Origin of the sequence: Methylocella tundrae (genome assembly GCF_038024855.1) — a bacterium.
Classification (GTDB): domain Bacteria; phylum Pseudomonadota; class Alphaproteobacteria; order Rhizobiales; family Beijerinckiaceae; genus Methylocapsa; species Methylocapsa tundrae.
This window is the reverse complement of the sequence record NZ_CP139089.1, coordinates 1,172,075-1,189,389: the sequence shown is the minus strand read 5'-3', so window position 1 is coordinate 1,189,389 and position 17,315 is coordinate 1,172,075. Positions and strand designations below refer to the sequence as shown.

The window sequence follows — 17,315 nt, the reverse complement described above, 5'->3', positions numbered from 1 at the left end:
TTTCCGGTCGCGGTCAGGCCTTCATGCGAGCCTGCGCCCGTTTTGCATAATCGAGCCACGCCTTGTCGAAAACACGGCGGCTCGGAAGCGAAACGGCGCCAGCCCAATGCGCGAAGAAAATGCGATTGCCGGCGCCGTCGAGAGGAAGCCCCTCCGCGTCGAAACTGACGTCCTTGGCTTTATAGAAGCTTTCGTCGGAGGCGCCGGCGACGCGTTCCGTGAGCGAAGCGATCTTAAGGCCGCGCCGATGCGTGACGAAATTGCTCAAGGGCTGGGCGAACAGCATGCCATGTTTGCGCACGTCATGAAAAATCGCCTCATCCCTTTCGATCACCTCATAGAAATGCTGAAGCGACAGAATCCTGTTCGAAGTCAGGAAAAAACCATCGTTGAACAGTCTGACGTCGCGCAGGAATTCATATTTTGCGCGCTTCTTGTTGTAGACATATTCCTCGCTGGTCGAGGCCATGATGAAGTCGGTGCTGCCGGGTTCAAGCTTGCCAAACACTTCGCTGATGTCGCGAAAAAGGATCGTGTCGACGTCGATATAGAGGACCTCGTCGAGGGGCAGGGCGAGCGACAGAAATTTCCGCAAACGGCGGCGATGACCCGGGAACAAGGGATAAAGCCGGCTCGCGAGCGCGTCGAGTTCGCGCGAATCCTCCGTGACAAGATGTGCGCCATAGATCTCCGCGGCGCGCCGCGTCACAGCGAGATTGTCGTCGTAAGGGATAAGATAGAGAGGCGTTTGCGCGTTGGTCGCGTAATAGCTCTCAAGAAACGGCAGCAGCCAGTCGGCAATGCGATCATTGGCGACGATGGCGACGCCCGTCGCCGCCGATCGGCCGGGCGAAGGGCTCGTCGAAGTCTGCGCGGCGGCGTTGTCGATCGTCTGTTCGTCGATATGGGATTCGCGCATCAGCTCAAAGTTGGTCGGGTCTGCTTGTTCAACGATGGCCCATAGCGCAATGCCGCGTTCAAGTAAAATAAGGCCGTCCCTCGCACCGGGCAGGTTTTCGTTCCAGCGTCTTCATTCCAGCGTCTCCTGGACGCATTCGGCGCTGTTCACGAGGTAGCCGAAGCGCTGCAGGGTGGATCTGGCCTGGTCCATGAAGAGCTTCAAGGCGTCAGCGGGCATTTCGTCCTTATGGCTGCCCGCCACGCCACGGCGAAAAAAGAACGGGCCGGATTCAAATGTGTGGTCGGTCCGGCCGAACCCCATTTTCGCTTCTTTATCGCGTAGCTGGCGGAAGGAACTCGCCGCCGCCACCGCGGAAAGATGGCCCACATCGCGCTGCAGGCCGGCGAATTCGCAGAAGCGCTGGAGCTGTCTGACCGGTTCGCGCAGAAGGTCCTCGTACTTGATCACGATCATTTCCGCGCCATGGGGATTCTGCGCCCAGGCGTCCACATGCTCATTCCAATGGCAAGGGTAAAGATCCGTTTCCGGACTGACGAAATTCAGAAGATCAAGTTTTTCTCCATCGACAACCTCACGATAATGCCGGTAGGACACCATCACGTCGCGGCCGTCGCGCAAAAGATAGACCACGCGTCGATAGTCCGGACGAGGGAGCGCATGCGACTTGAAAAACATCGGCGTCGCATAGCGCCGATAGTGCTTGTTGTAATGGACGTCGGGAACGAGTTCATGCACCAGCGCCGGCGGACTCCATCTGGGGTCGACGCCAAATGCGACGCCGGCGATCAAATTCTGGAACCAGGTATTGCCTGATTTCGGGTATCCGACGATGAAGATGTCATCGGCGCGGCACTCGCTGATTGGCGTGAACCCCTCGGGGAGGGGATCCTGATGTCTTAAGGCTTGCAAATAGGCCCCAACTTTCCCAAAAAGCGACATGTAGCGATCGCCTCCCTTTCAATAACCGATTTTTCTCGATGGCGGCGGCGGCTCTGGATAGCTGCGTTGGTGAAGCTGAGAAAGCCCCGCAATGTGACAGATTCATTTCTGTTTGGACAGATCCGGGTTGTCCGTCTCGCCTCAATTTCCGCGAAGGCGCGAGTTGATGAGCATAGTCGCGGAAGGATTCGGCATCTTCCGAAGGACGTTTTGAACATGCCGCGTTCGATCTCTTGTATTGCGTGAGATATTCTCCCGATGAGCGTGTGATATTTTCCTGCCGCCATCGCTCTTCATGATGGATGGCATTGACGCGCATGGATGCGCATTTGAACGGAACCGCAATCATGATGCTTCCCGGGCGCCAAGATTCGCACGGCTCGGCGGCCGTCTCCGGCAATCTGCCCATGGACGGCAAAGCCGTGCTTCTCGTGCATCCGGCCTGGCATTCCTGCGGCAGCCATCAGGTGTTTGTGTCGCAGGCGCGCGCCTATCGCAGTCTTGGCGCGCGCGTCATCAGCCTCGCGATCGCCGACTCTCCTGGCGCCGTCGAAGGTTCGGGCGCGCATAAGACCTACGCCGCCGCCACGCGCGATCTTGAGGCCGACGCGCGGCTTTATTCCGGGATGCCGCTGCTTTCGGTGCTCAATCCGGCCTTCCTGGGGGCGGCAAAGCTCTGGCTACATGGAAACTTCGCGAAAATTCTCCTTGAAAGCGCCAAGCTTGCGCCAATTCCGGCGGCGCTCAGGGCGGAGCCGCGAATCGATCTCATCCATTGCAATCACTTCTTTTGCATGCCGGTGGCGATGCGCCTCAAGCAGAGGCATGGCTGCGCTATTTTGCTCGACACTCATGATCTTCAGGCGCGCCAATATGCGCTGCGGAATGAAGCGGGCTGGACATTGCCGCCGGCTGCGAATTTTGAAGATATGCTCGCAGTCGAGCTTGCCGCCATGCGTGACGCAGACGTTCTGCTGCACCTGAACGATGAAGAGGCGGCAAGTTTCAAAGTTCTGCTGCCCGCCATGCGGCACGAACTGCTTTATCCCGCCGTCCCGGCTGTCGCGGCGGGGCAGGGCGGAGCCGATCTCATCATAGTCGCCAGCGCCAATTACGCCAATTTCCTCGGCGTCCTCTGGTTTCTGGAGAAGGTTTTGCCGCTTGCGCCCGGCGTCGGCGTCAAGATCATCGGCAATATCGACGGCGCCTTTCGCGCCAGGGCCCCGGCGCTGCTGAAACGCCATGCCGCCCTGTTTAAAGGGCGCGTCGCCGATCTTGACGCGGTCTATGCGAACGCCTCCGCCATCCTTCTGCCGACGACCGAAGGTCATGGCATTTCTATCAAGACCATCGAGGCGATGTCCTCCGGCGCGCCCTTGATCGCGACCCCGCACGCGTTTCGAGGCATGAATATCGACCCGGCGCAGTTGAAGAACGTCACTCTGGCCGCGGACGCGCGGAGCTTCGCCGCGGCCTTGCTGCGGGCCGATGCGGAAAGAGGAGGAGCGCAGATCGATCAAGGCGCCTCCGACACGCGCCGGACCTATCAGGAACGATTTTCTTTTGAGGCCTATCGCTCCTCTCTCGTGAAAATCGCCGCCCCCCTCGTTCGGGGGTAAAGCGGCCGGCCGCCAGTCAGAGTCCAAGAAAATCGGCAGGCAGCGCGCCCGGACCGTGCAGGCCGGCGAAATTGCTTGCCTCGTAGTCGGCCTTACGTGCGGCCACCTTCGCCTCTGAAGGCGGTCAGAGGGAAGGTGTCATTGACTGTAAATCCAAGCTTGCGAAGCATAACAGAAATTTCCTTCTCGTTCCGATTAGGCACTTTATGCACCTCCATCGAAATTTGCTTGATGCGGAAGGAAAGATCCTTGTCGAGGGACTCGAGTATGGAATACTCCGAACCCTCGCAATCAATTTTCAGCAGACTAATTTCGCCGTCTATATTCGAGATGATCGAGTTGATAGATCTTGACTTCACTTTAATTTGCGTGGCGCCCGAGTTTCCCCTCTGGTCGACAGAGTCCATGAGAGTGCTGAAGGCGGACTTTGGATGAACGAAAAAACTCATTTCACCATCTTTGCCGCTGACGGCCTCGTTAAAGGTGATGACGTTTCCTAATCCATTAGAATTTATATTTTGATTTAAGCGCTGATGTATTAGAGGATCAGGCTCAAAAGCAATAACTTTCCCCGTCTGGCCAACTTTTGCTGAAGCTAGTGCTGTGAAGGCGCCAAAATTCGCGCCAATATCTAATACGATGTCGCCTTTCGATAGAGATACGCCGTGCTTTAAGTAGTCTTCTTGAATTAAGTTTTCAAAAACTGTATACCACTCGCCGCATTTGGCTTTTAGCTCGAATTTAAATCCCTTACACTCGGCGACGTAGTTGCTTCGCTTTAGTCTTAGTAAGTCTAGAACGAGCGGTATAGGGTCTGAGCTTGCTCTATATATGGACGTCACTTGTATGGCTTTTGCTTTAACATCCATGAAGAATCTCCACTCCGGCAATTAACGCTGCTCTGCCATCAAATGGCTCTCGCAGTGATGGCGCGGTCGGATGGTCAGGCGTTCAAAGCTAGTTCATGGTTGATCCAGGCGCTATTGCGGTCTCTACCTAGGTCGTAGTGACGATTTACCTTAGCACTATGGCGATAGCGGCGAGGAGAACGAAGCCTCGGTAGTTGGCGATGAGCTTGTCGTATCTTGTCGCGACCCGTCGAAACTGCTTCAACTTGTTGAAGAAACGCTCGACGAGATTGCGCTCCTTGTAGAGCGCCTTGTCGTAGTGGAGCGGCGCGCGGCGATTGGATTTCGATGGGATGACGGGTTTGGCCCCGCATTCGAGGACAGCCTGGCGCAAGTGATTGGCGTCATAACCCTTGTCGGCGATGACGGCTTCGGCCTCGAAGCCTTCGATCAGGGCGTGCGCCTTGGTGATGTCGTTGCGCTGGCCTGGCCCGAACAGCAGGCGGACGGGATTGCCGAGCGCGTCGGTCGCGGCGTGGATCTTGGTGCTCAGGCCACCGCGAGATCGCCCCAAACCTTGGGCATCCGCCCCCCTTTGGCGATTCTTGCGCCGGCAGCGTGCTGGTGAGCCCGCACGATGGTTGAATCGATCATCAGCCATTCGAGGTCGGCTTCGGTGGTGAGCGCTTTCAGAAACCCATCCAACGCGCCTCGCTCGATCCAGCGGTAATAGCGTCGTTTCACCGCTTGATGGTCGCCGAAGCGCTCGGGCAGGTCGCGCCAGCGCCCGCCCGAGCGGGCCATCCATAACAGCGCATCGACGAAGCGCCGGTTATCACAGCGCGGCCCGCGCTGACCGGCCCTGCCGCCCGGCACGAGGTCGCAAAGCCGCTCCCATTGATCGTCGCGTAGCGCATCGACATCCCGAATCATCAGAGCTGATCTCCAAAAATCAGCCTTGAATCATGGAAAACGACCGCCGAGAATCCCTCCAGCGAGGAATTCGTCACTACGATCTAGGTTTCCCAAATTCGCGATCGGAACGCCCCCCATGACGCTAACGCGCAGCGGCATTTGGCGCTCCTCGGCTCCAGCTTGTCGTTCAGGGGGGCGGCCCATGACGCTCCGCGCCAGCTGCAATCCGCCCTCAATCTGGATTCATCGAAAATATCGCGCCACGCCCTGACGCTGCTTGTGAACCGTTGAAATCTCCCATATAAAGACTTGCTTATATCTTTATTGCCTACGCCGCGCTGTCCTGATATAGAGCCGCGATCGCAATTCGGGAGCGTCAAACGCCATGACCCATTCGTTCAATGACTACGCCATCACGGATATCAAGCTGGCCGAGTGGGGCCGCCGCGAATTGGCGATCGCCGAAACGGAAATGCCCGGCCTGATGGCGACACGGGCGGAATATGGTCCGAGCCAGCCGCTGAAAGGCGCTCGCATCGCGGGTTCGCTGCATATGACGATCCAGACGGCGGTGCTGATCGAGACCTTGAAGGCCCTTGGCGCCGATATCCGCTGGGCCTCATGCAATATTTATTCGACGCAGGATCACGCGGCCGCCGCCATCGCCGCCGCCGGCATTCCGGTCTTCGCGCGCAAGGGCGAGAGCCTCTACGACTACTGGGAATACACCCACAAGATTTTTGAATGGGAAGACGGCGGCGCGCCGAACCTCATTCTCGATGACGGCGGCGACGCCACCATGCTCGTCCATCTCGGCATGCGCGCGGAAGCTGGCGATACGGCCTTCCTCGAGACGCCCGGCAATGAGGAGGAAGAGGTTTTCTTCGCGGCCATCAAGCGCCGCCTTGTCTCCCATCCCGGCCTCTACACGAAATATGGTCAGGCCATCAAAGGCGTCAGCGAAGAGACGACCACGGGCGTTCACCGCCTCTATCTCATGGAGCGTGACGGCAAGCTTCTCTGGCCCGCAATCAACGTCAATGATTCCGTCACCAAGTCGAAATTCGACAATCTCTATGGCTGCCGCGAATCTCTCGTCGACGGCATCCGGCGCGGCACGGACGTGATGATGGCCGGCAAGGTGGCGATGGTCGCGGGCTTCGGCGACGTCGGCAAGGGCTCGGCGGCCTCGCTGCGCAACGCTGGCGCGCGCGTGCTCGTCTCCGAGGTCGATCCGATCTGCGCGCTGCAGGCGGCGATGGAAGGTTATGAAGTCACGACGATGGAGGACGCCGCTCCCCGCGCCGATATTTTCGTGACCTGCACCGGCAATATCGACGTCATCACGATCGACCATATGCGCGCGATGAAAGACCGCGCCATCGTCTGCAACATCGGTCATTTCGATTCGGAAATTCAGGTCGCTGGCCTGCGCAATCTCAAATGGCATAATGTGAAGCCGCAGGTCGACGAGATCGAATTCACGGACGGCAAGCGGATCATCCTTCTGTCGGAAGGGCGCCTCGTCAATCTCGGTAACGCCACCGGCCATCCGTCATTCGTGATGTCGGCCTCCTTCACCAACCAGACGCTGGCGCAGATCGAACTCTGGACCAAGCAGGGCCAGTATGAGCGCAAGGTCTACACGCTGCCAAAGCACCTCGACGAAAAGGTCGCAGCGCTCCATCTCGACAAGATCGGCGTGAGGCTATCAAAGCTGACCCCCGCGCAGTCAGTCTATCTCGGCGTGCCGGAGCACGGCCCCTTCAAGCCGGATCATTACCGCTACTGAGCTTTACCCCGGCGGAAAAACCTTGAGCGCGGTCGTCGTCTTTGCACGTCGGCCGCGCTTTCGTCTGCCTGGACCTATTTCCGAAGGAAAAATCCGCAATTTGCGCTGAGAGGTTGCCCGCGCGCTTTGCCGCGAGGAGGCTGCTTGCGGCAAAGAGCCTCAATCAATTAGTCGTTTATGGACGCAAATCCGAGGTTCGTCTAAGTAGACACTCACGCTGCGCTTTTCAACTGAGGCTTCGAAGCAAGTAGAACTTCGCGTGTATTCTACGTTTCTGCAAGCATTAGGCGACTCAGAGGCTACAGCGTCCCGATATATTCGGATGGCGCCCTCGGAGATATCTTATGAAACGCCGCATCCTCGCAATTATGCTCGGAGCTTGCGTGACTGTGTTCGTTCGACCAGTCCGCGCAGAAGAGCCTATCCAGCCGATCGCTCCCGCTAAAGTAACAAATCCCGCGCTCGTCGAACTCGGCAAGAAGCTCTATTTTGACCCTCGCCTTTCCAAATCCGGCGCGATCTCGTGCAACTCCTGCCACAACTTGAGCTTGGCTGGGACCGACAATCTTAAAATGTCGATCGGCGACCACTGGCAGCCGGACCCCATCAATACGCCGACGGTGCTCAATTCGCGCCTGAACCTCGCGCAATTCTGGGACGGGCGGGCCAAGGATCTGAAGGCGCAGGCCGGCGGTCCAATGGTCAATCCCGTCGAAATGGCCTCGACGCATGAGTTGGTGGTCAATGTCGTGCAGTCGATCCCGGCCTACGCCACAGAGTTCAAAGGGGCGTTCGGGTCGGACGGCGTCGACATCGATCGCGTGACAGCGGCGATCGCCGCCTTCGAGGAGACGCTCGTCACGCCCAACTCTCGCTTCGACAAATGGCTTGAGGGCGATAAGTCGGCGCTGACCAAGACGGAACTCGAGGGCTATGCGCTGTTCAAGGATAGCGGCTGCGTCGCGTGCCATAACGGCCCTGGAGTGGGCGGCAATTCGTTCCAGAAAATGGGCGTGGTCGAGCCCTATAAGACGTCGAATCCGGCGCAGGGCCGGGTCGCCGTGACTGGCGACGACGCTGATCGTTTCAATTTCAAAGTGCCGATGCTGCGCAATGTCGAGCTCACCTATCCCTATTTCCATGATGGCGGAGCGGCGACGCTTGAGCAAGCAGTCGAGACGATGGGCAAGCTCCAGCTCGGCCGAACCTTCACGGAGGAGGAAAACGCGAAAATCGTGGCCTTCCTCAAGACGTTGACAGGCGATCAGCCGCAGATCGTTCTGCCGCACCTGCCGCCGTCAACCAAAAAGACCCCGCAGCCGCAACCCTTCGGTTGAGCGCGCGATTTCGCAGGCGGGCGCAAGGAGGTTGACGCCGCTCGCATCAGCGTCGGGTCAAAACGGGATGACTCGTCGATGGCGGACAGTCTCTGTTCGCTATCGACCGGAGCTTTTCTCTCTTCCCGCGCCGCCGCTTCGGGTGCATCAGGCGCCCTTCAAACCCCGCCCTCCGCGCAAATAATCTGCCACTCGACGTCGCTGACCGGCTGCACCGACAGCCTTGAATTATTGACCAGCACCATATCCTTCAGCCGCGGATCGGCCTTGATCGCCTCCAAGGTCACGGGGCGGTTCAGCGCCTTTTTCGCGCGGACGTCGACCATGCCGAACTTGCCGGTCGGATCGCTGTCATCCGGGTAATAGGGCTTGATGATCTCCACGATGCCGACGATCTGTTTTCCCTCATTCGAATGATAGAAAAAAGCCTCTTCGCCGACCTTCATCGCCATCAAATTCTGTTTTGCCTGATGATTGCGCACGCCGTTCCAGAAGGTGCCTTTTTTGCCCGCCGCGACCTGGTCGTCCCATGACCATTTATTCGGCTCGCTTTTGATCAGCCAATGCGCCATTTCGTCCGTCCCCGCCGCGCGAAGTGATTCTGCCCGGCGCAATCTATCCGCTTGGACGGCGGAGTTACGCGAAAATTCAGGAAATTCGGCTTTATACGCCCTCGGCTTTAGAGGGGCGCGCCAACAATTCGGCGATCGCCTCGTCGATGGTGATCCGCTCGGCCAGCACCGCGTCGACGGCTTTGGCGATCGGCATATCGACTCCTGCCGCGTTGGCGAGATCGACGAGGACGCCGCAGGTGTAAAGACCTTCTGCAAGGCCGATGCGGGCGGAGGCCTCGGCGACGGTCTGGCCGCGCCCGAGCGCAACGCCAAGCGAAAAATTGCGCGACAGCGCGGATGTGCAGGTCAGCACGAGATCGCCAAGGCCGGACAGGCCCATCAAGGTCGCGGGCTCCGCGCCGAAAGCGCGGCCAAACCTGATGAGTTCTGCGAAGCCGCGCGCGACCAGCGCCGCGCCGGCGCTAGCGCCAAGGTCTCGCCCGGCTGCGACGCCGTTTGCGATGGCGAGGACATTCTTCGCCGCGCCGCCAAGCTCCACGCCGCGCACGTCGGTTGAGGAATAGACGCGAAATCCAGGACCCGCGAGCCGGCCAGCGAGGATGGCGGCGAGTTCTGCGTCCGCGGCGGCAAGAGCGACGGCGGTCGGCAGGCCGCGCGCGACATCCTGCGCAAAACTCGGACCGGAGAGAACCGCCGGCGGATGGTCCGGCAGCACTTCGCTCACGACTTCGCTGAGGAAATGGCCCGTGCCATGTTCGATGCCTTTGGCGCAGACGACGATTGGCGCCTTGCTCCCCGCGACGAACGGCTCGAGCGATTCGAGGAGACCGCGCAGCGCCTGCGCCGGCACGACGGCTAGAATGACATCGGCATCCGCCGCCGCCTCCGCGAGATCCGAGGTCGGGCGAACGTTCGAGAGGAGCGGCACACCGGGCAGACGCCGGGCGTTGACGCCGGTCGCCTGCATCTCGGCGACATGGTCGCAATCACGCGCGAAAAGCGTCACAACGGTTTCAGCGCGCGGCTCGCGGCCGCCGCGCGCGGCGAGATTGGCCAGCGCCGTGCCCCAGGCGCCAGCGCCGAAGACCGCTATTCGACCGCTGCGCCCATTGGTCATGATGTTTCCCCATCCCCAACCGATTGTTCGTGAGCCAATATGCCGACCATGTCCGCCGGTTCGGCCACTCCGGCCAAGCTTGAGCGATCGCTCGCAAAAAAGCTAAGCTTTTTCGTGGTCAGAAAACCCATTGTCCGAGGCTCATGCGACACAAATCTGAACAACCGGCAAGCCCTGCGGACGAGCCGCACCGCTTTGACCTGCGCGTCTATTATGAAGATACCGATTTTTCCGGCGTTGTTTATCACGCCTCCTATTTGCGATTCTTGGAGCGCGGGCGCACCGAATTTCTGCGCGCTCTCGGCATTGGACACCGCGAGATTTTCGAGCAGGGGAAGGACAGCTATTATTTCGCCGTGCGGGCCATGGCGCTCGATTTTCGCAAGGCCGCTCTGATGGACGACAAGCTCAGCGTCGAGACGCGGACGGATTCGATCGGAGGCGCGTCGATCGAAATGGGCCAAAAGATTTTGCGCGGGGGAGAGCTTCTGGTCGGCGCGAAGGTCAAAATCGCTGTCGTCTCGGCCGGAAAACCCATCCGTCTCCCTGCGTCGCTCCTCGATAAGCTCAGGGCGGTACCAAAAACCTGAATGGCGGCCTTGTCCATCCTGGACGGTAACCGGATTTTAACTGCGCTGACGGTTAAACTTTGGGTCAGATAAAGCCGCAGAAATGACCGATTTTGGCGTCAAGAGGAATCGGCTTTGCGGAGCATTGGGCGTTCGCGCAGCGCAAGGCGATAGCCTTCCATTCAAATTCGCCAGCCGATGAGGACGATGAGATGAACCCTGCGGATATCGCGGCCACGGGCGTGGCGGCAACCGGTTTTGCTCCGGGAAGCGAAGTCTCGCTCCTGTCGATGTTCCTGTCCGCCCATATCGTCGTCAAACTCGTCATGCTGGGATTGCTTGGCGCCTCCGTCTGGTGCTGGGCGATCATCATCAACAAGGCCATTTTGCTCCGCCGGACCCAGCGCGCGATGGCGCAGTTCGAGGAAGTATTCTGGTCGGGGGCCTCGCTCGACGAGCTTTACGCCACTCTGTCGTCGCGGCCAACGACAGGCACGGCAAGCCTTTTCGTCGCCGCGATGCGGGAATGGCGCCGCTCAGTGCAAGGCGGCGTCTCCTCCTTCATGGGATTGCAGGCGCGCATTGAAAAAGTGCTCGACGTGTCGATCTCCCGCGAAGTTGAGAAGCTGGAATCAAATCTTCTTGTTCTGGCGACGGTCGCCTCCGCCAGCCCCTTCATCGGCCTCTTCGGGACGGTCTGGGGCATCATGACGTCGTTCCGGTCGATCGCCGCTTCGCGCAACACCTCCTTGGCGGTGGTTGCGCCCGGCATCGCGGAGGCGCTTTTCGCCACCGCGATCGGCCTCTTCGCCGCCATTCCGGCGCTGATCGCCTACAATAAGCTGCAGGGCGACGTCGCCAAGAAACAGGCGCAGCTCGAAGGCTTCGCGGATGAATTCTCCTCGATCCTGTCGCGTCAGATTGACCAGCGGACGGCGCACGACCAGGCAGCCTGAGCATGATTTTTCGGGGCATTTTCAACGGAAGCGATGATCGTCTCGCTTCCGGGAAACGTGGTGAATGGAACAGAGCTGAAAGTCGCGGACCATTCGGCGGTCCTTCAAGCGGACAGCACGGCGGCCGCGACCGACCGCTTCCTATCCGGCGCTTGCACGGGAGTTTTTGAACATGGCCATGTCGGCGATTGCAGTGCGCAAGGGCGGCCGCGGACGGCGCGGCTCGCCCCGCTACCGGCCGATGGCCGATATCAACATGACGCCGTTCATCGACGTCATGCTGGTGCTCTTGATCATTTTCATGGTCGCAGCGCCCTTGCTGGCGACTGGCGTGCCGATCGACCTGCCGCAGACGAAATCAGCGGCGCTGAATGTCGATCAAAAGCCGCTATCCGTCGCCATCGACGAGAAGGGCGCCGTCTTTGTCATGGACCAGCCGGTGGAAATGAACCAGCTCGCCGACAAATTGAAAGAGCTCGCGAAATCAGGCTTTGACGAGCGCATCTATGTGCGCGGCGCCAATCAGGTGAATTACGGCAAGATCGCCGAGGTCATGTCGATCATTACGACCGCCGGGTACAAAAAGGTCGCTCTGGTCACCGACCCCAGCAAGAATTGAGCTTCAATGTCGTTGCGGGACAACCCGGGAGCTGCGGTCTCTGGCGGCATGCATGCTTTGCTGCTTGCCGCCGCGCTGCTGTCCTTTTCGCACACGGCCAAATTCGAGGATGCGCAGGAGAGCATCCCGGTCGACATGGTCAGCGATCAGGAATTCAACCAGATCATGAAGGGCGAAAAAACCGCCGCGAAACGCGAGAAGCCACAGCAGAAAGTTGAGAAACTGGCCGAGGTCGCGGAAGCGAAACCGCAATCGACGCTGCCCGACGCCAAGGTCGATATTCCAGCGCCCCCGACCCGCGCCAAGCTTGAGGACGATCCCGGCCGCGACGACGCGAAAAGCCCGCCAGAGCCGCCGGAGCGGCCGGTTCAGGACAACGCCAAAGCCGAGCCCAAGCCGGAGCTAAAGCCCGAGGTCCAAAAGCCCGTCGTCGCGGCTGCGCCGCCGCCAGCGCCGCCTTCGGCTGAATCGCCCGACGCCGTCGAGCCGAAGCCCGTCCCGCGGCCGAAGGCGGAGCCAAAAAAGGTGACGGCGACGGAGCCGAAGCCAAAACCGGCCGAGCCGCCGAAGAAGGCCGAGCCGAAATTCAAGCCTGATGAATTGGCGAAGCTGCTCGAGCAGGAAAAGCCGCAGAAGGATCAGCCGCCGAAACCGGCAGCCAAACCAAAGTCGGGCGAGGAAGCCGCTGATCCCGCGGACAAGTTCGATGCGAGCGACATCAGCCGGTTCCTCAACAAGGAGGCGCCGCAGAAGAAAGCCTCGACCGGCCATGAGTTGCAGCAGGTCGCCTCCCTCGGCGCGGCGACGGCGAGCGCTTTGAAAATGTCGCCCTCGCTCTGGGCGCAACTCGACGGACTGCTGCAGGATCAGTACAGGCATTGCTGGAATTACGTCGGCGTCACCAGCGAACAGAAATATGTGCCCGAGATTCATGTTCAATACGGGCAGGATGGCGCAGTGATGGGTCAACCGGAACTGCTGAATCCGCCATCCGACCCCAATATGCGTTCTCTCGCCGAAAGCGCCCTACGGGCCGTCCGGCGTTGCAATCCGTTGCGCATTCCCGCGCAGTACCAGCCCTATTATGACCAGTGGAAAGGCCGGGTTGTTCGCTTCGATCCGGAGGACATGCTTTGACAATTTTCAATCTGACGCCTCGCTTAAGGAAGACCCGGCTCGCTCGGCTGATCGCGGCTCCGCTCGCATTATGCGCGGTCCTGCTCACGCAGCCATTGGCTGGATGGGTCACGAGTCCGGCTCACGCCGAGGACCGCTACCTCGATGTTCGCCGCGGCGAATTCAAGCCGGTGTCGATAGCGGTGACGCCTTTTGCCGGAGATCCCGCCGCGGCGGCGCAAGCCACCAGCATCATCACCAATAATTTCAAGCGCTCCGTGTTCCTCGCGCCGCTCGACTCGAAAACCTTCGTCGAGCCGATCGCCAATCCGGATCAGACGCCGAACATGGACGCCTGGCGCGCGCTCAATGCGCAATTCGTCGTCACCGGGCGGAGCGGGCGCAGTCCGGATGGCCGGCTGCAAACCGAATTCCGTCTTTGGGACGTCTCCACAGGCCAGCAGGTCGCCGGCCAGCAATATGTGACGGACCCCAATAACTCACGCCGCGTCGCGCACATCGTTTCCGACGCGATCTTTTCGCGGATCACCGGCGAGGGCGGCTTTTTCGATACCCGCGTCGTCTTCGTTGACGAAACGGGGCCACCCGAACATCGGCGCAAGCGCCTTGCGATCATGGATCAGGACGGCGCCAATGTCCGCTATCTGACGCGTGGCGATGATCTCGTCGTGACGCCGCGCTTTTCGCCGTCCTCGCAGGACGTCACTTATATGTCTTTCGGCCCGACCGACCCGAAGGTCCTGTTGCTGAACATCGAGACTGGCCAGCGCGAAGTCGTCGGCAATTTCCCCGGCATGACTTTCGCGCCGCGGTTTTCGCCCGACGGGCAGAAGATCGTGATGTCGCTGGCGCAAGGCTCGGCCTCCAATCTCTTCACGATGGACGTTCGCTCGCGCACGACGACGCGGCTCACCGATTCGAGCGCGATCGACACGTCTCCCTCCTATTCTCCGGACGGAAGCCAGATCGTTTTCGAGTCCGACCGCGGCGGCAGCCAGCAGATTTATATCATGTCGGCGAATGGCGGCGCGCCCAAGCGGATTTCATTTGGCGAGGGGCGCTATTCGACGCCAGTCTGGTCGCCGAAGGGGGATCTGATTGCGTTCACCAAGCAGAAAGCGAATACATTCGCGATCGGGGTGATGCGGCCGGACGGGTCTGGCGAGCGAATTTTGACCGAGGGCTTTCACAATGAAGGGCCGACCTGGGCGCCGAACGGGCTCTATTTGATGTTCTTCCGCGATCCCGGCGGCTCGAGCGGAGCGAAAATCTATATGATCGACGTGTTTGGCAGGGCTGAATTTCCTGTCCCGACGCCGAGCTTTGCGTCCGATCCGACCTGGAGCCCGCTGCTGAATTGAGCAGAGTTCGCTTCAAGCCATAACGTCGCGGCGTCAGGCCGGACGCCGCGACGCAGATTGGGGCCTAAGGCTGCGGACAAGGCCCATGCGGCGGGCAGGGCGGCGGATTAGAAAAGGGGTGGGGCGAAAAACGGCCTCCGGGGGGCGGCGGCGCCGGGCTTGTCGAGGCCATAACGCCGACAGGAGGCGCGAATGGCGATCCCGCGGTCTCTGCGTTGCGGGCCGGCAGCTCCAGCTTCACCTGCTGATTGTCCTTCTCGAGCGTCGTCGCCCTAAGATCGACCGAGCGAACGACCCAGCCATGATCATCCTGACCCACGTGAAGCGTGATGGGTTTGCCCGACGAATCGGAAAACAGGCCCAACTCCGCCTCCCCTCCGTGGACGACGCCGACAAGCGTGATCTGCGGTTTTTCTGGCTCCGGGGGCGGAGGCGGCGCGCTGACTTCGACCTGGGCCGGCGCCGTCATCGGGGGCGGCGGCGGCCGCCGCGATGCGGAGAAAAGCGGACGTTCGCGCGTCGCATGCAATGAGTCGATGGGGATCGCCCAGAGCGGATTGGCTGTTCCCGATATCGGCTGCGCGGCGGGCGCGTCCGCGCGTCGCGGCTCGATGTCGATATGTTCGACCGGCGCGGCGAGGCGCGCCGGAGACGCCGAGCTGAGATCGTTGTGGTCGGCGCTCAGCTGAGCGTCGCTGGGACTTTGCGCCCGGGCGAGGGCCGCCGCGCTGCAAAAGGCCGCCAGCGCCAAACCGAAAAGCGCCCTGTCGCGCCGGATCATTTCGCCACCTGCCATTGCCCGGCGACGTCGATTTGGATGCGCATTCGTTTGTCTTCCGAATCAGCGCCGGCTTGCGGCGCCTGGACGATCAGTTGTTCGACGAAAAGAAAGGGCATGCCTGCTTCTATATCATAAAGGAGCGGCTGCAACGCGGTTTGGCTCAGTTCGCAGTTCGCGGTTAGCACGACGTAGCCCTGGCTCGCCTGAGATCCCTGCAGATCGATCTGCGAGGACAGCACGGCGCCGCCGACGGCCGTGACGGCGTTGACGATGCGCTGCTGCAGATCGGCGCCGGCGATCGTCACCGTAGGCCCATCGAGGAAAGGCGAGCCGGCGGCTTCATCGTCGCCGGATTGATCGCCCGATTTTCCGTGGTGTTCAAGCGCCGCGAGCCGGCCGGAGGCGGCGGCATAGTCGGCATAGGCGTCGCTCAATCCAGATAATGTCACCGAGATGACTGCGAGCAAAGCGATCACGGCGGCGGCATAGGCGAGGGCCGCTGGCGCATGCGATTGATTGAGGCGTTTCCAGAGTTCGGCGCTGGTCATTGGCTCGCAGCCCCGGGCGCGCGGAAGACCGGCGCGATATGCGCTTCGATTGAGAAATGCTGAGCCGTCTCCGACTGCGAGCGCGTCGTCGCCGCGAAAAACGTCGCATGTGTGAAATGCGGCGATTGCTCGATGAGGTGGATCAACTCAGGCGCGTCATGCGCGAGGCCGACGATCTGCACTTTGTTGCCCTGAATGTGCATCTCGGTCAAATAAGCGTCGTCGGGCAGGATGCGCGAAAGCTCTTCGTAAACGATCACGGCCGAGGGCGTATCGCGCTTTCTTTGCCGCAGCGCAAGCGCCGCAGCGCTGTTCGCGTCGCCGTTTCGATGCAGCGCGGCGCGGCGTTGCGCGATGCTTTGGTTGATCTCATCGCGCTGCGCTTCGAGCGCGCTTCCGGCGATGGCGGAAAAGATCACGGATGCGACGCAGACAAACGCCAGCGCGCCGATGAGAACGATGAGACCGCGCCGAAGCCGGCGCGCTTCGAGGACGCCCTCGAGTTTTTGTTCGAGCACCTTGATCGGGGCCGCGCCTTCTGGCGCCTGCGTCGAGATCGTGACGGCCTGGACGCGAAGGCCCCGAACGGCGTTGACGTAAGGCGCGAGCCGCGCGCGCGCCGTCGCCGCGACAGTCACCAGCATGCGCTCGCCGGACGCCTCCTTCGAGGGGCGCCAGCCGAAGGCGGCCTCCGCGGGGCTCCAGGGCGTCAGCCTGTCAATCTGGGCGCGGATGATGCCTTCGAGAAAATCGGTGGCGCGGCGCGGCAGCTGAAGCGGCCGGATCAGGAATCGGTCCGGTCGCAGCACGAATTCGACTCGTGCGTGCGACACGAACGGGGCCAAGGTCGCTGCGTCCTTCGGCGCGATGACGCCGTTGACAATATGGATCGCGCCGCGCGGCAACTCGGCTTGCGCCTTTTCCCGCGCCGCCCTTTGCCGGATCGTCAGCTTCGAGGAGGCGTCAGGCGCCGACGCCGCTTGCAGCAGGAAGCCACCGTCTTCCTGTTCGACAAGACGTGCGAAGCGCGGCGGGCGCAATGCTTCGCCCGCCGCGAGAATCGCCGCCGCGACTTCGTCGATCCAAGCCGAGGCCCGATTGAGGATCTTGTGGATCCAACTCATGTCATGTCCATTTCGGCGGCCAGAATGGCCAAAGTGAGGGCATTTTCAAGCGAAACGCCGCCGTTCAGCGGCCAGAAAATGCGAAAAGAGAAACAGCTAAGCTTCCCTGGCGAAAAAACTTTAGAGCAGAATGCGTTCCGGAGGAATCGCATCCGG

Annotated in this window: 16 protein-coding genes and 1 pseudogene; 8 read left to right on the top strand and 9 right to left on the bottom strand. The window is 60.6% G+C overall.

The annotated features are described in order from the left end of the window. Nucleotides 1-13: 13 nt before the first annotated feature. On the bottom strand, nt 14-919 hold the full coding sequence (locus SIN04_RS07975) for a hypothetical protein (protein ID WP_134488132.1): 906 nt from the start codon (nt 917-919) through the stop codon (nt 14-16). Between the two features lie 111 nt (nt 920-1,030). Continuing rightward, the gene (locus SIN04_RS07970) at nt 1,031-1,861 is read right to left on the bottom strand and encodes a sulfotransferase domain-containing protein (RefSeq protein ID WP_134488130.1); all 831 of its coding nucleotides are present in this window, start codon (nt 1,859-1,861) and stop codon (nt 1,031-1,033) included. 347 nt (nt 1,862-2,208) lie between these two features. Between SIN04_RS07970 and SIN04_RS07965 the strand changes: the two genes are divergently transcribed. After that, complete coding sequence (locus SIN04_RS07965; protein WP_244605721.1) at nt 2,209-3,480, top strand: glycosyltransferase; 1,272 nt, start codon at nt 2,209-2,211, stop codon at nt 3,478-3,480. 92 nt (nt 3,481-3,572) lie between these two features. On the opposite strand, the gene SIN04_RS07960 is transcribed toward SIN04_RS07965, so the two are convergent. Further along, nucleotides 3,573-4,349 carry an FkbM family methyltransferase gene (locus SIN04_RS07960; protein WP_134488126.1) on the bottom strand — a complete coding sequence of 259 codons (777 nt, stop codon included), beginning with the start codon at nt 4,347-4,349 and terminating at the stop codon, nt 3,573-3,575. 145 nt (nt 4,350-4,494) lie between these two features. Further along, nucleotides 4,495-5,261: pseudogene (locus SIN04_RS07955) on the bottom strand (IS5 family transposase). A 367-nt stretch (nt 5,262-5,628) separates the two neighbouring features. On the opposite strand from SIN04_RS07955, the gene ahcY reads away from it, so the two are divergent. Together ahcY and SIN04_RS07945 are read left to right on the top strand one after the other, a co-directional pair. Then, nucleotides 5,629-7,035 (top strand): adenosylhomocysteinase, encoded by a 1,407-nt coding sequence (gene ahcY / locus SIN04_RS07950; RefSeq protein WP_134488122.1) that lies wholly within the window; start codon nt 5,629-5,631, stop codon nt 7,033-7,035. Between the two features lie 344 nt (nt 7,036-7,379). Next, a complete protein-coding gene (locus SIN04_RS07945) occupies nt 7,380-8,372 on the top strand; it encodes a cytochrome-c peroxidase (RefSeq protein WP_134488120.1) in 993 nt (330 codons plus the stop codon). Between the two features lie 158 nt (nt 8,373-8,530). On the opposite strand, the gene SIN04_RS07940 is transcribed toward SIN04_RS07945, so the two are convergent. Both SIN04_RS07940 and SIN04_RS07935 read right to left on the bottom strand, forming a co-directional pair. After that, nucleotides 8,531-8,944 (bottom strand): EVE domain-containing protein, encoded by a 414-nt coding sequence (locus SIN04_RS07940; RefSeq protein WP_134488118.1) that lies wholly within the window; start codon nt 8,942-8,944, stop codon nt 8,531-8,533. A gap of 91 nt (nt 8,945-9,035) precedes the next feature. After that, nucleotides 9,036-10,064 (bottom strand): NAD(P)H-dependent glycerol-3-phosphate dehydrogenase, encoded by a 1,029-nt coding sequence (locus SIN04_RS07935; RefSeq protein WP_134488116.1) that lies wholly within the window; start codon nt 10,062-10,064, stop codon nt 9,036-9,038. A gap of 143 nt (nt 10,065-10,207) precedes the next feature. Between SIN04_RS07935 and ybgC the strand changes: the two genes are divergently transcribed. From ybgC to tolB, 5 genes are all read left to right on the top strand, one after another. After that, nucleotides 10,208-10,654: a tol-pal system-associated acyl-CoA thioesterase gene (ybgC, locus tag SIN04_RS07930; protein WP_134488114.1), complete on the top strand. Its 447-nt coding sequence runs from the start codon at nt 10,208-10,210 to the stop codon at nt 10,652-10,654. Nucleotides 10,655-10,845: 191 nt separating this feature from the next. Continuing rightward, nucleotides 10,846-11,589 (top strand): protein TolQ, encoded by a 744-nt coding sequence (tolQ, locus tag SIN04_RS07925; RefSeq protein WP_134488112.1) that lies wholly within the window; start codon nt 10,846-10,848, stop codon nt 11,587-11,589. A 172-nt stretch (nt 11,590-11,761) separates the two neighbouring features. Next, on the top strand, nt 11,762-12,208 hold the full coding sequence (locus tag SIN04_RS07920) for an ExbD/TolR family protein (RefSeq protein ID WP_134488110.1): 447 nt from the start codon (nt 11,762-11,764) through the stop codon (nt 12,206-12,208). A gap of 6 nt (nt 12,209-12,214) precedes the next feature. Further along, nucleotides 12,215-13,345 (top strand): cell envelope biogenesis protein TolA, encoded by a 1,131-nt coding sequence (locus SIN04_RS07915; protein ID WP_134488108.1) that lies wholly within the window; start codon nt 12,215-12,217, stop codon nt 13,343-13,345. Nucleotides 13,346-13,425: 80 nt separating this feature from the next. Beyond that, complete coding sequence (gene tolB / locus SIN04_RS07910) at nt 13,426-14,706, top strand: Tol-Pal system beta propeller repeat protein TolB (protein ID WP_244605941.1); 1,281 nt, start codon at nt 13,426-13,428, stop codon at nt 14,704-14,706. Nucleotides 14,707-14,770: 64 nt separating this feature from the next. On the opposite strand, the gene SIN04_RS07905 is transcribed toward tolB, so the two are convergent. From SIN04_RS07905 to SIN04_RS07895, 3 genes are read right to left on the bottom strand one after another with little or no spacing between them, the layout of a single operon-like run. Next, nucleotides 14,771-15,487 carry a hypothetical protein gene (locus SIN04_RS07905; RefSeq protein WP_341264352.1) on the bottom strand — a complete coding sequence of 239 codons (717 nt, stop codon included), beginning with the start codon at nt 15,485-15,487 and terminating at the stop codon, nt 14,771-14,773. After that, nucleotides 15,484-16,035 carry a type II secretion system protein GspM gene (gene gspM / locus SIN04_RS07900; RefSeq protein ID WP_134488104.1) on the bottom strand — a complete coding sequence of 184 codons (552 nt, stop codon included), beginning with the start codon at nt 16,033-16,035 and terminating at the stop codon, nt 15,484-15,486. The genes SIN04_RS07905 and gspM overlap by 4 nt, the downstream gene beginning before the upstream one ends. Beyond that, complete coding sequence (locus tag SIN04_RS07895) at nt 16,032-17,159, bottom strand: PilN domain-containing protein (RefSeq protein WP_134488102.1); 1,128 nt, start codon at nt 17,157-17,159, stop codon at nt 16,032-16,034. Before SIN04_RS07895 ends, gspM begins: the two co-directional genes overlap by 4 nt. Between the last annotated feature and the right edge of the window lie 156 nt (nt 17,160-17,315).